At 65.7% G+C, this 12492-nt stretch carries 14 protein-coding genes; 4 read left to right on the top strand and 10 right to left on the bottom strand.

Features of this window, described 5'->3' with window-relative positions; all coding sequences use genetic code 11:
- Positions 1 to 133: 133 nt before the first annotated feature.
- The 3 genes from E4S61_RS00070 to E4S61_RS00060 form a co-directional block, all read right to left on the bottom strand.
- The gene (locus E4S61_RS00070) at positions 134 to 1078 is read right to left on the bottom strand and encodes a DUF1616 domain-containing protein (protein WP_135301881.1); all 945 of its coding nucleotides are present in this window, start codon (positions 1076 to 1078) and stop codon (positions 134 to 136) included.
- Between the two features lie 68 nt (positions 1079 to 1146).
- Positions 1147 to 2154 (bottom strand): transcription initiation factor IIB, encoded by a 1008-nt coding sequence (locus tag E4S61_RS00065; protein WP_135301880.1) that lies wholly within the window; start codon positions 2152 to 2154, stop codon positions 1147 to 1149.
- 108 nt (positions 2155 to 2262) lie between these two features.
- Positions 2263 to 3048 (bottom strand): helix-turn-helix domain-containing protein, encoded by a 786-nt coding sequence (locus E4S61_RS00060; RefSeq protein WP_135301879.1) that lies wholly within the window; start codon positions 3046 to 3048, stop codon positions 2263 to 2265.
- 96 nt (positions 3049 to 3144) lie between these two features.
- Here E4S61_RS00060 and E4S61_RS00055 point away from each other — a divergent pair, with 96 nt between their 5' ends.
- The gene (locus tag E4S61_RS00055; protein WP_135301878.1) at positions 3145 to 3513 is read left to right on the top strand and encodes a hypothetical protein; all 369 of its coding nucleotides are present in this window, start codon (positions 3145 to 3147) and stop codon (positions 3511 to 3513) included.
- On the opposite strand, the gene E4S61_RS00050 is transcribed toward E4S61_RS00055, so the two are convergent.
- Together E4S61_RS00050 and E4S61_RS00045 are read right to left on the bottom strand one after the other, a co-directional pair.
- Positions 3478 to 4329 (bottom strand): DUF7537 family lipoprotein, encoded by an 852-nt coding sequence (locus E4S61_RS00050; protein ID WP_135301877.1) that lies wholly within the window; start codon positions 4327 to 4329, stop codon positions 3478 to 3480. The genes E4S61_RS00055 and E4S61_RS00050 overlap by 36 nt on opposite strands.
- Positions 4330 to 4411: 82 nt before the next feature.
- A complete protein-coding gene (locus E4S61_RS00045) occupies positions 4412 to 5374 on the bottom strand; it encodes a C-terminal binding protein (RefSeq protein ID WP_135301876.1) in 963 nt (320 codons plus the stop codon).
- Between the two features lie 114 nt (positions 5375 to 5488).
- Between E4S61_RS00045 and E4S61_RS00040 the strand changes: the two genes are divergently transcribed.
- Both E4S61_RS00040 and E4S61_RS00035 read left to right on the top strand, forming a co-directional pair.
- On the top strand, positions 5489 to 5728 hold the full coding sequence (locus tag E4S61_RS00040) for a PRC-barrel domain containing protein (protein ID WP_135301875.1): 240 nt from the start codon (positions 5489 to 5491) through the stop codon (positions 5726 to 5728).
- A 94-nt stretch (positions 5729 to 5822) separates the two neighbouring features.
- Positions 5823 to 6326 (top strand): DUF4112 domain-containing protein, encoded by a 504-nt coding sequence (locus E4S61_RS00035; protein ID WP_135301874.1) that lies wholly within the window; start codon positions 5823 to 5825, stop codon positions 6324 to 6326.
- A gap of 348 nt (positions 6327 to 6674) precedes the next feature.
- Here E4S61_RS00035 and E4S61_RS00030 read toward each other — a convergent pair whose 3' ends face one another.
- Entirely contained in the window at positions 6675 to 7706 is a 1032-nt protein-coding gene (locus E4S61_RS00030) for an NAD(P)-dependent alcohol dehydrogenase (protein ID WP_135301873.1), read from the bottom strand.
- Between the two features lie 53 nt (positions 7707 to 7759).
- Positions 7760 to 8911 (bottom strand): galactonate dehydratase, encoded by a 1152-nt coding sequence (gene dgoD, locus E4S61_RS00025; RefSeq protein ID WP_135301872.1) that lies wholly within the window; start codon positions 8909 to 8911, stop codon positions 7760 to 7762.
- A 123-nt stretch (positions 8912 to 9034) separates the two neighbouring features.
- Here dgoD and E4S61_RS00020 point away from each other — a divergent pair, with 123 nt between their 5' ends.
- Positions 9035 to 9808: an SDR family NAD(P)-dependent oxidoreductase gene (locus E4S61_RS00020; protein ID WP_135301871.1), complete on the top strand. Its 774-nt coding sequence runs from the start codon at positions 9035 to 9037 to the stop codon at positions 9806 to 9808.
- 33 nt (positions 9809 to 9841) lie between these two features.
- Here the strand turns inward: E4S61_RS00020 and E4S61_RS00015 are convergent, their stop codons facing one another.
- From E4S61_RS00015 to E4S61_RS00005, 3 genes are all read right to left on the bottom strand, one after another.
- Positions 9842 to 11299: a rhamnulokinase gene (locus tag E4S61_RS00015; RefSeq protein WP_135301870.1), complete on the bottom strand. Its 1458-nt coding sequence runs from the start codon at positions 11297 to 11299 to the stop codon at positions 9842 to 9844.
- 18 nt (positions 11300 to 11317) lie between these two features.
- A complete protein-coding gene (locus E4S61_RS00010) occupies positions 11318 to 11971 on the bottom strand; it encodes a class II aldolase/adducin family protein (RefSeq protein ID WP_135301869.1) in 654 nt (217 codons plus the stop codon).
- Between the two features lie 79 nt (positions 11972 to 12050).
- On the bottom strand, positions 12051 to 12492 hold a 442-nt coding region (locus E4S61_RS00005), incomplete at its 5' end, for a TOBE domain-containing protein (RefSeq protein WP_135301868.1).

Genomic DNA, 12492 nt, shown 5'->3' with positions numbered 1-12492 from the left:
CGTCGCTTGTTTCCACTGAGTTCCCCTTCCCCGGATATCCGATACGTCAGCCAGTTATGGCTCACTATCGGACAGTTTACGTACCACTCGTACGTGGTTCTCTGTCATATAGGTACCGGCATCGAACGCGCGTTCACGCCGCCGAAACGGTCGTCCAGACGTGTACCTGTCTGGCTGGCGATTGGTCCCCAGCCCGGTACAAGCGATATGTCAGACGCAAGCGTTCACCGGTCATCGATGGTCGAATCGTGTGTCGCTCGATGACTGACTCGCCGGCCCCGACCTGCACCGGAAACCGAGCGAGTTCCTGCGACCGCCGGACGCGGACCGAGTCGCCGTCGACGCTGACCCGTTCGAGGCGGCCGACGACGGTCCCGTCGAACGCCTTTGGCCCGCGAACGCCCACGCCGATGCCGACCGTCGCCGGTTCGCCGGCGGTCAGCTGTTTCGGTTGGCTATCAGCACGCAGGTCGCCCGCGGCGTTCTCGCCGAGGACGTAGAACGCGGTCACGTCCGCCGACGGCATCGAGTCCTGTGCGACGACGCCGACCGCGCCCACCGCGGCGACCACGACGAGGGCGGTCAACAGGACGCCGACAGCCCCCTCGCCCGCGACGGCGTGTCTCGCCCGTGACCGAACCGTCGAGAAGTGGAGGGTGACGCGGGTGTCCGCCGGGATTCGCCGACGGCGGTAGAACGCGAGGGCCGTCGCCGCGAGCGTCACTAGACACAGCCCGGCGAGGACGGCGGTCCGCTGGAACCCCCAGACGGTGAAATCGAGGACGACGCCGACGACGGCGATAGCGACGACGCTCCCGCCGACGCTCAGGCCGAGTCGGGCGAGCCACGAGGTCCCGGAAAACGATCCCGGTGCCGCCTCGCCTGCGCGGGGAAAGACCGCCGAGACGAGGGCGTAGCCGGGAACGAGGAGGACGAAGGGGAGACCGACGAAGATAGCCGCGGGTCGCCACTCGACGAGCGGTGAGAACGCGACGATCACCGCGAGAGCCACGCTCAGGATGACACCCCACAGATCGGCCGCGCCGCCGCCACCCCTCCCCGACCCCGAACCTGTCATACAGATGTATCCGCGTCACCCGACAAAAAGGGCGCGGAGTGGGGGGAGACGCTGTTTTCGCCTTCGGTTCAGGCGCTCGCGCCCGACCCGGACGGCGCGTTCGTCTCGACCGCGTCGCCGCCGGCCGACGCTTCGAGCAGCTCTCGGTAGCGGTCACGGATGGTGACCGTACTCACGTCGGTGGCCTCGCTGACCGTCTCCTGCGTGAGTTCCTCGTCGACGAGCAGTCCGGCGGCGTAGATGGCGGCCGCGGCCAGGCCGACGGGACTCTTACCGCTGTGGACGTTCTCGTCTTTGCCCGTCTCGATGAGGTCGCGAGCCTGCATCGCCAGTTCGTCGCTGGCGTCGACCTTCGAGACGAACTTGGTGAGGTAGTTCGCGGGGTCCGGCGGTCCGATTTCTAAGGCGAGTTCGCGGTTGATGTAGCGGTAGGCGCGGGTGAACTCCTGTTCGTCGACGCGGCTGACGACCACCATGTCGTCGATGGTCTGGGGCAGGTTCGTCTGCCGGATGGCCGCGTACAGCGAGGCCGTAGCAATTCCCTCGATAGAGCGCCCCGGAAGCAGTCCCTCGTCCAGGGCGCGGCGGTAGACGACGCCGGCCGTCTCGCGAGCGCTCTCGGGGACGCCGAGCGCGCTTCCCATGCGGTCGATCTCACCGAGCGCCTGCTTGAGATTGCGCTCGCTGTGGTCGCGGGTGCGGAAGCGCTCGTTCCAGGTGCGAAGGCGCTGCATCTTCTCGCGCTGGCGCGAGGATAGGGAGTTGCCGTTGGCGTCCTTGTTCTGCCAGCCGATGTTGGTCGAGAGCCCCTCGTCGTGCATCAGTTTCGTCGTCGGCGCGCCCACGCGGGACTTCTGGTCGCGTTCGGCCGAGTCGAACGCGCGCCACTCCGGCCCGTGGTCGATGGCGTCTTCGTCGACGACCAGTCCACAGTCGGCACACACCGTTTCGCCGCGTGTGCCGTCCTGGGTGAGGTTGCCGCCACAGTCCGGGCAGACGTGCTCGCCGCGCTCCGTCTCCTCCTCCTCGACGGTGCTGTCGCGTTCGTCGGCGTCGTAGGTGCTGAGTGTGGTCATGGTAAGGAAGGCGAGCGATAAGACTACCGCTCGCGTAGGTACTCTAGGGAAGGGCCGCTTCCCGTATCAGGTCTAGTTCGGCATGTGCCAAAGGAGTGTGTTAGACACTCACACGCGTGAACGGCTGACGCGGAGGCGAGAGCCCTCGGCCACCGATTCGTCGGCCTCGACGGGCCCCATCGACCGGGTGACAAACGAACGGACGATCCACGCTTCGGCCCGCTGGAGGCGGTACTGCAGGGTCGAGCGGGAGATGTCGAGCGTCTCGGCGAGGTCCGACAGCGAGGTGTCCCGCGGGGTGCGGTAGTACCCGTGTTCGACGGCCGCCTCGACAGCCGCTTGCTGTTCCGGCGGAAGTTCCGCCAGCGTTACGGCCTCGTCGGTCCAGTAGGAGGGGTCACCCAGCTGTCGGAACTCGACGGTGAGTCCGGGCCGGAGTTCGGCCTCCAGCGCCCCGAACAGGTCGTCGACGCCCTCGTCGCTGCAGAGGAGCAGCCGCCACTCACAGCGACTGCCCCGCCGTTCCGTCTCACAGAGGACGCCCTTGCCGACGTGTTCGATGGCCAGCCGTGGGATAGAATGGCAATCGCCGGCCTCCGACCGGTAGCTGTAGACGGTGCGACTCCCCGCTTCGGCGGCGATTACCTCGTAGTGCCACTCGGTGTCACAGTCGCGGGTGCCGATACACTCCGTACACTGAACTGGCCCGTCGAAGACGTCGTCTAAGCGTTCGAGAGCGTCCTCGGTGCCCGCGATGCGTTCGAGTCGCCACATCCCCTCGGTGGTGACGTTACAGGCGATGGTCCGAGAGTGGGTCGCCGGGTTGTCGATGAACACGTCCATCAGCGGGTCCAGCCCTCGCTCGTAGTCGATCGTGAAGATGAACTCTCGCATTGCCCGCTCGTAGCCCGCCGAAGTATATATATCCACCCCAAAGTTTCGGCGTGTGCCGAACGAGCGACCTTGGTCGCCGACCGCCTGGCTCTGTGTATGTCGTGCTCATCGTCGAACTCGCCCGAGCGAGAGCGGCCCGACGTGGGGGCCACAAGCGGGCAACTCCCCACCCACAACTGGCGACCGACCGTCGTCCACGGGGCGCTCCTGTGGACGCTCTTGCTCGCGGTGGGGGCGCTCGTCCCCACGGGTCACCCGTCCTCGCTTGGCGTCACCGTCGTCTCCGTGTTCGCTACGCCGGTTCTGCCGGTCGCGCTGTTCTTCGATTACCGACAGGCCAGACGAACCGGGACCTGTGACCCCGGCGTCGTCGCGTACCTCGAAAATCTCGCGTGGGACGTACGAACGCTTCTCACTCACGGCGACCCCTTAGGAAGCGCGCGCCGGGCGTTCGATACGTGCTGAGTCCCGTGCACCCTGCTGGGAAATAGCCGTATCCAGCCACTCGGGGTCCTCAATGGTCGTCGCGCCGACGCCAGTCAGCGTGTAGTGCCACGCTGCGGAGACCGGCTTGCCGTCGTCGGTCTCGCCGGTAAGCGTCCACTGCGTCTTGCGCGCCAGCCCGTCCCCGTCAACGAGGACGACGACAGTGAAGTCCGTCACCGTGACGTTCTCGTCACTCCCGAACGCACTCGCTCCGTACTGTCGCCACAGTTGGGTGTCGGTGTACTCGTAGCGGTCGACGGTGACGCCGTCGAAGGTCTCTTGCCCGACGAACTCCGCATCCTCGACCGATTCGTAGCCGAAGGAACCGCGGGCCAGCGCCGACCCGAACGTGTCGTCGGCCCCTTCGACGACCTGATAGAACTCCTCCTCGCCGTCGCCGTAGCGCGTGTAGGTCGTCCCATCGGCGTAGAACGTCTCGAAGTCCATCTGCGAGTCCGGACCGACCGTCCCGAACCGCTCCACCGATCGGTTCCTGTCGAGGTCCACGAGGTACATATTGGTAACCGCGGACTCGGTTCCGTTGCTGTCGGTCACGGTGTAGGACCACTCAGCCGTAAAGCTCCCCGCTTCGCTGAGGAGCCGCTCGGACTCGGTCACGTCGAGTCCGCTTTCCGCGGCCGAGCCGTCCCCGGCCCCGCCGTTGCCTGCGTCACCATCACTCGCCGACCCGTCGGCGTCCGTCACCCCACCGTCGGAGACGAGTCCGCCGCCGGTACAGCCGGCCAGTGCCACCATCAGTCCCACGAACAGCGTTGCCAATCGAACGTGATTCATCACCCTCTAGAGGACCGTAGACAGCATAAGCTAGTGCGTTCGATACGAATCAGCTATCGGGTAGTTACCGAGAGATGTCGACCTATAGCCACCCGGTTTCCGGGTCGATGTAGTTAGGCGGCGTCTCGCCGGCCAGCGCGGCCCGGACGTTTGTGGCGACGGTGGCGTGCAGTTCCTCGCGGGCCTCCTCGGAGTACCACCCGGCGTGGGGCGTGACGACGCAGTTGTCCAGCCCGACAAGCGGATGTCCGTCGCTCGGCGGCTCGTCACAGAGCACGTCCAGTCCAGCTCCAGCGATGGTTCCCTCGGTCAGCGCCGTCGCGAGCGCCTCCTCGTCGATCAGGCCACCGCGACCAGTGTTGACGAGGACAGCGTTGTCACGCATCGCGTCGAGCGCCGCGGCGTCGACCATCCCGCGGGTGTCGTCGGTCAGCGGCGCGTGCAGGGAGACGTAGTCGGCCCGGTCGTACAGCTCGTCCAGCGCGACCTTCTCTACGTCGGCGTCGGCCATCGTCTCGGCGTCCACGTAGGGGTCGTAGGCGACCACGTCGAGGTCGAATCCGCGCAGGCGCTCGCGAGCGCGGCGAGCGATGGGGCCGAAAGAGACCAGTCCGAGCGTCCGGCCGCGGACCCGGTGAACTGGTCGCGTCCGCTCCCACCCCCAGTTGCCGCCTCGAACGTCGCGGTCGTAGGCGGCGACGGTGCGAATACAGTCGAGTAAGAGCGTCACCGTATGGGTCGCTACCTCCTCGGTGCAGTACTCGGGGACGTTCGTCACCGCGACACCGTTCTCGGCCGCCACAGCCACGTCGATATTGTCGATACCGACGCCCGCGCGGGCGACGATTCGCAGTTCGTCGAGTTCGTCGAGGACGGCAGCGGTGACCGGCGTGTTCACGTCCACGACGAGCGCCTCGGCACCGGTCGCTGCCGCCAGTAGCGCGCCCTCGTCGCCGGTGTCAGCTACGATTACCTCGGCGTCGAGTTCCGCGCGAAGCAGCGTGGCATCTACCATCGGGTCGTCGCTTACGACTACGCGTTGCATGGTCGGCCAGAGGGCCGCCCGTGTTTTAATAGCCGCTGGAATTCCCGGCAGGCGGGAGACGTGGCACGTGCAGGCTGAACGGACAGGCCGGCGCGTCCCGGATACAGAGCTACGATGGCAACACTATCTGACAGCGACGAGGGCAAAGACGTCGTCACGGCCGGCGGCGAGAAAGTCGGCATCGTCAAAGAGGTCGACCGCGGTACGGCCTACGTCGACCCCAACGCCGGACTAACCGACGAACTGAAGTCGGTGCTCGGGTGGGGAGACCGCGACGAAGAGACGTATCCCATCAAGGCCGACGCGGTGGCGGAGACGACCGACGACGAACTGCAGCTCGACCGCGGCCGGTAACCACGCAATACCCCATTCTCTCGTGGTTTTGTGAGTTCGCGAACCCTGCACCTGCCGGGAAGAGGCTTATTCGGCGTAGTCACCATGTTCATGTATGGAAAACGAGAGCAAGGTCTCCGGAGCGAGTTCGGACGATTCGACCGACGAGACGAACAGCGAGGAGACGGCAGGGCAGGAGATTCCTGTCGAGACCGAAACGGACGGAGAAGACACGTCAGGGGACGTGACCGTCGAGACGGACGGCGACGGGCAGGCGACGGCCCGCGAGGAGGCCGCCCTCCAGCGGGTCGAGACAGTGAGTAACCTGCTCGACGACGCGATTCCGGTACCGGGGACCGACTTCCGCATCGGGCTCGACCCGATACTGAGCGTCCTGCCGGTCGCCGGTGACATCATCGCGGGCGCTTTCTCGCTGTACCCCCTGGTGGAAGCGGTTCGCCTCGACGTTCCGAGGAGCACGCTGGCGAAAATGCTCCTCTTGGTCGCCGTCGACATCGCTGGCGGTTCGGTCCCCGTCCTGGGGACGGTGTTCGACGCGTTCTGGAAGGCCAACGTATGGAACCAAGAGATGCTCGAAGACCACATCTACCAGAACTGAGTGAGAGCGTCGTGTCGTCGCAGCCTCTTTTTCGGCGTTGAGAGCGGTGAACAGCCGATTCTCACAGGGCCGGTGTCGTGACCGGTCGTCCGAACGCCAGCCACCGTCATCGAATGACGAGTATCCAACTGCGTTCGATAGCGTATTTTCTGTGCATCCGCCCCTATCTGACTCAGTTACTCTTCTAGATTGGAACTTATAGACTCACAACCCAGATATAGACCCGATATTGTGCCCATATTCATAGATCATCACATAGGTACCGTAGTTTGACATCTGATTTACTCGTATTCGAGCTACACCTCGTCGTTTACATCTATTTTGACGTGCGTCGCTGCCGCGTCCGTCTTACGAATCGAGCGTAATCATCCCCTTGAGAGTCGTCGGTTCCATCGCTCGCTGGAACGCAGCGTCGATGTCGCCGAGCGTCGACTCGAAGTCGACGATTTCCTCGACGTCGACGGCGTCGTCCGCGAGGAGGTCGACGGCCGCGTCGTAGGTGTTCTTGTAGCGGAACGAGCCGTGGACGTCGATCTCGTTGTCGATGACTTCCAGCACGTTGAACGGCACCGACGCCTCGTCGGCCAGTCCGACGAGGACGACGGTGCCGCCGCGGCGGACGGTGTCCACCGTCGCGCGGATAGACGGGTCGGCACCGGACGCCTCGACGACCACGTCCGCGCCGACGCCGTCGGTATACTCCTCGACTGCGGTTTCGAGGTCCGTTTCAGTGACATCGACAGTCATATCGGCCCCGCGCTCCTCGGCGAAGTCGAGTTTCTCCGCGACGATGTCCGAGACGACGATATCTGTCGCACCGGCGGCGCGGGCGGCCTCCATCACCAGCAGGCCGATGGGGCCAGCTCCGGTGACGAGGACGGTATCGCCCGTCCCGACATCGCCGCGTCGACAGGCGTGGATACCGACGGAGAGGGGTTCACAGAGCGCCCCCTCGACGGTGGAGACGTTCTCGGGTAGTTCGTAGGCGAAATCGGCGGGCCACGAGACGTACTCGGTGAACGCGCCGTCGTGGGGCGGCGTCGCCATGAACTGCACGTCCTCACAGAGGTGGTAGTCGCCGCGTTTGCAGTGGGCGCAGTGGCGGCAGGGCACGCCGGGTTCGAGCGCGACGCGGTCGCCGGGTTCGAGACCCGTGACGTTCTCGCCGGCCTCGACGACTTCGCCCGCGCTCTCGTGGCCGAGGACGAGTGGGTCTTCCACGACGTAGTCGCCGATGCGGCCGTGTTCGTAGTAGTGGACGTCCGAGCCACAGATACCGACGTCTTTGATAGCGACGAGCACGTCGTCCGGCCCGGGTGACGGTCGTGGACGGTCCTCCAGTTCGAACTGGGTAGGTTCGGCTAACACTGCGGTACGCATACGTGCCCTCTTCTCGTGAAACCACAAAAAATGCGGGGGCCGACGCTCGGAGTTCACCACTCGGCGATGCTGCCGTCCTCGTGGTGCCAGACCGGGTTGTTCCAGTTGACCTGCGTCTGGGCCTGCTTGCGGAGGGACTCTTCGTCGATCTCGATACCGAGTCCCGGCCCGGTCGGCCGCTCGACGTAGCCGTCGTCGAAGCCGAACACCGCGGGGTCTTCGAGCAGCGCCAGTCGCTGGCTGGACTCGGGGTCGTGGAGTTCGAGGTCCTGCTCTTGGACGAGGACGTTCTGTGAGCAGAAACAGACCTGCAGACTGGCGGCGAAGGCGACGGGACCAAGCGGACAGTGCGGGACGACTGCCACATCGAAGGCCTCGGCCATCGAGACGATGCGGCGCATCTCGCTGATACCGCCGACGTGTGTGACGTCGGGTTGGATGATGGAGACGGCGTCCTCGACGAGCAGTCGCTTGAAGTCGTACCGAGAGTAGAGCCGTTCGCCGGTCGAGATGGGGATGGTGGTGCGGTTCGCGATGCTCTCGAACCCGTCGCCGTGTTCCGGCGAGAGCGGCTGGTCGACGAACATCAGATTGTAGGGTTCGAGTCGTCTGACGAGTTCCGGGGCCATCGGCTTCGAGACGCGACCGTGGAAGTCGATGCCGAGGAACGCGTCGCGGCCGATGGCGTCCCGGAGTACCCCGATTCGGTCGACCGCGCGGTCGACGGCCATCGGCGTCTCCAGCGGGCGGAACTCCCGTGGGTAGTTGAGCTTGAACGCACGATAGCCGCGCTCTCGGTCCGCTTTCGCCGACCTCGCGACGTCGCGGTGGTCGTCCCCGCCCACCCACTGGTAGACCAGCATCCGGTCGCGGACGTGTCCGCCCAGTAGGTCGTGAACCGGCGCGTCGTAGTGCCGGCCCTTGATGTCCCACAGCGCGTGGTCGATGCCAGCGAGCGCGCTCATCAGTATCGGTCCGCCGCGGAAGTACCCCGACTGATAGAGTTTCCGCCAGTGGTACTCCGTCCGGAGTGGGTCCATCCCCAGCAGGTACCCCTCGACGAGTTCGCTGACGGCCGCCCGAACCGTCTCCAGTCGCCCCTGGACGATCGGTTCCCCCCAACCCACGACACCCTCGTCGGTCTCCAACTTCAGTAGCAACCACCGGGGCGGCACGGCAAACAGTTCGTAATCGGTGATTTGCATGCGTAGGTCATAGACGAGCGACCACTTGAAACGACAGGCTCGGAAACGGGGCGAGTCAGCGGGACGAGCGCGCCGGTCGGACCTAGTTTTATGCCGGTGGGAACCGCTCCTTTAATCGTTCACATGAGCGCACTCGAACGCTTCTCTCTAGACGGAGAGACGGCTATCGTCACCGGGGCCGCACAGGGCCTGGGCAGAGAGATGGCGGACGCCCTTGCGGAGATGGGGGCCGACGTCGCCATCGCGGACGTCAACCTCGAAAAGGCCGAGCGAACGGCCGCTGAACTCGACGGCGAAACCGACGTCGTCGCCGTCGAAGTCGACGTGACCGACGAGGCATCCGTCGAAGCGATGGTCGAAGATGTCACCGACCGGCTCGGCCCTATCGACGTGTTGGTCAACAACGCCGGCATCGTCGAGAACTCGGCGGCCGAGGAGACGGATATCGACTCCTGGCGGCGCGTCGTCGCCGTCAACTTAGACGGCGTCTTCCTCTGTGCGAAACACGTCGGCCAACAGATGTTAGAGCGCGGCGAGGGGCGCATCGTCAACATCTCCTCGATGTCGGGCTTCGACGTCAACGTCCCACAGAAACAGGCCAGTTACAACACGACGAAGGCGGGCGTCAGGATGCTGACCCAGTCGCTGGCCGTCGAGTGGGGCGACCGCGGCGTCCGCGTCAACGCCATCGCGCCCGGCTACATGCGCACCGACCTCGTCGACGAGGTGCTGGCAGCGAACCCCGACATGGAGGAGACCTGGCTCGAAAACACGCCGCTGGGTCGACTCGGTCAACCCGAAGAACTGCGCGACCTGGTCGTCTACCTCGCGTCGGACGCCTCCTCGTACATGACCGGAACGACGGTCAACATCGACGGCGGCTACACGGCCCGGTAGGGGCAGAAGAACCCTTATAACGCAGCCGATCGCTCAGTCGGTCGGCAACGCCGCGACCCGTTCTTTCGTCCGTTCCCAGTCCTCCCCGGTCGGTTCGTAGGTCGTCGTCGCGAACGACGACTCGACGAGTCGGCGACCGGTCGCCACGTCCGAGAGCGTCCCGGCCGCGATGGCCTGTGTCAGGACGTTGCCGACGGCGGTGGCTTCGACCGGGCCGGCCGTCACCGGACGGTCGGTGGCGTCGGCGAGCAACCGACAGAACAGGTCGTTCCTGACGCCGCCGCCACCGAGGTTGATGCGTTCGGGCGGTTCCTCGACGACGGCCGCGATCTCGTCGAAGGCGAGGGCTGTCTTCGCTACCAGACTGTCGAGGAGACAGCGGACGATACCACCCCTGTCGTCCGGAACCGGCTGGTCGGTCCGACGGCAGTACGCGCGTATCTGCTCGGGCATCGGGTCGTCGATGCTGAACGAGTCGGCGTCGGGGTCGACGAACGACCTCCGCGCTGGCGCGTCGCGCGCCGCCGCGAGCAGGTCGTCGTAGTCGACGGAGTCGTTCGCTTCGCGCCAGGCGTCGCGGCAGGCTTCGAGGATGAAGAAGCCGTCCACGTTCTTCAGGAGACGGACGGTCCCGTCCGCGCCCAGTTCGTTCGAGACGCCGCGGTCGAAGGCTCGGTCGGTCCGAACCGGCTCCTCGCGTTCGACGCCAAGGATGAACCACGACCCCGTGTTCAAGAACGCGGAGTCGTCCGAAAGGGGGAGCCCCGCGACGGCCGACGCCGTGTCGTGACTTGCCGGCGTGACGAGTTCGGGCGTCGACGGAAGGTCCGCTGCCACCTCGTCGGCGACGAGACCGAGCCGCTGGCCGGGTTCGGCGAGCGACGGGAGCAGGTCAGTCGGGAGCGACAGTTCGTCGAGCAGGTCGGTCGCCCACGCGCGCTGCGCGGGGTCGACCATCTGCGTGGTCGAGGCGATAGTCACCTCACCGGCTTCCCGGCCCCCGAGCAACAGAGAGAGGAGCTGGGGCATCATCAACAGGCGGTCGGCCCGGTCGAGCAGGTCCGGCTCGCGCCGAGCGACGGTGTAGAGTTGCCAGAGCGTGTTCGGCGTGTTCCAGTTCGTGATGCCCGTCTCCTCGAAGAGACGGCGCTTTCCAACGGCCTCGAATAACGCCTCGCGGGCGGCCGTCGACTCGGGGTCCCGATAGGACGTTGGCTCACGGAGCACCTCACCGTCCGCGAGGAGACCGAAGTCGAGGCCCCACGTGTCGATGCCGACCGTCTCAAACGCGCCGCCCGCTTCGGCCGCAGCCTGGAGACCGTCGACCATCCGCTCGCGGAGCGCCGAGAGGTCCCACGCGTAGCGGCCGTCCGTCTCGACGGGACCGTTCTCGAACCGGGTGACTTCCGTCACATCGAACGCCTCGGGCGTCACCTCGCCGAGGTAGACGGTTCCACCGCTTGCGCCAACGTCGATGGCGACGTGTTTCATGCCTGAGTCAGCTCCCTATCACTGCCCGTAGGCGTCGAGCTTGTCGCTCAGTCGATCGATCTCGTCGTCCGGCAGGATTTCGGGGTCGCCGATGGCCTTCGCCTGATGGTGAATGCGCGCGCAGTATTCGACCATCAGGGCGACGGTGTAGGCGTCGTCGAGGGACTCGTCGGCGGTCAGGACGCCGTGGTTGCGAAGCAGCGTCGCGTTGAACTCCTCGCCGAGCGATTCGACGGCCGCCTCGCCGAGTTCGGCCGTCGCGTGGGTCTCGTACTCGGCGACCGGCACCTCGGTCCCCGTAAAGGAGATGAGGTAGTGTGAGGCCGGAATCGACTCGCCGAGCGAGGCGAACGTGGTCGCATAGGGCGAGTGGGTGTGGACGACGCCGCCCACGTCGGGCCGGGACTCGTAGACGGCCAGATGCATCGGCAGTTCCGTCGACGGGGCTGCCTCGCCTTCGACGACCGTGCCGTCGGTCTTGACCACCGGCACGTCTGCGGGTGTCACGTCGTCGTAGGGAATCCCCGAGGGACTGATGGCGACGAGGTCGTCGTCGAGGCGGGCGCTCAGGTTGCCGCCGGTTCCGGTCGTCAAGTCGTCTTCGAGCAGGCTCCGGCCGTACTCGCAGATAGCGTTTCTCGTCTCGTAGTGTGCTAGGTCTCGTGATGTCATGGATAGTGGCTGAAATCGCGTCTCGAACCGCGTAGTCGAATATTGGTACTATGCACCGAAAGGGTGCCGGTTTCCCGACTCAGTCCGAGGAGCTACTCACCGTCTGCATCCCGTCTTCGAGGGCGAGTTCGGCGTCCGCGTCCAGTTGCCGCTGGTGGATGGTCTCGCCGGTCTTGGCGTCGAAGAGGTGGACGTCGCTGTCGGGAATCTCGACGTAGACCGCCGACCCCTCACTGATCGGGCGCTGGCCGTCCGTCTCCGCGATGAACGGTTCACCGTGGTCCTGGTGTGTCGGCTGCAGGTAGACGTAGGAGATGCTCCCCATGGGCTCGACGACGTCGACGACGGCCTCGAACTCGTGGCCCCCGGTCGGGTCGTCGTGCAGCGTGAGGTCCTCCGGGCGAATCCCGAGGACCAGGTCGTTTCGGCCCTCGGCCGAGGACTGCATCCGCTCGGTCAGGTCGTAGTCGAAGCCGTCCGCCCGGAGCGTCCCGCCGTCGAGGTTCCCCTCGAAGAAGTTC

Origin of the sequence: Haloarcula amylovorans, from assembly GCF_004681185.1 — an archaeon.
GTDB lineage: Archaea > Halobacteriota > Halobacteria > Halobacteriales > Haloarculaceae > Haloarcula > Haloarcula amylovorans.
This window is presented reverse-complemented; position numbering and strand designations above follow the sequence as displayed.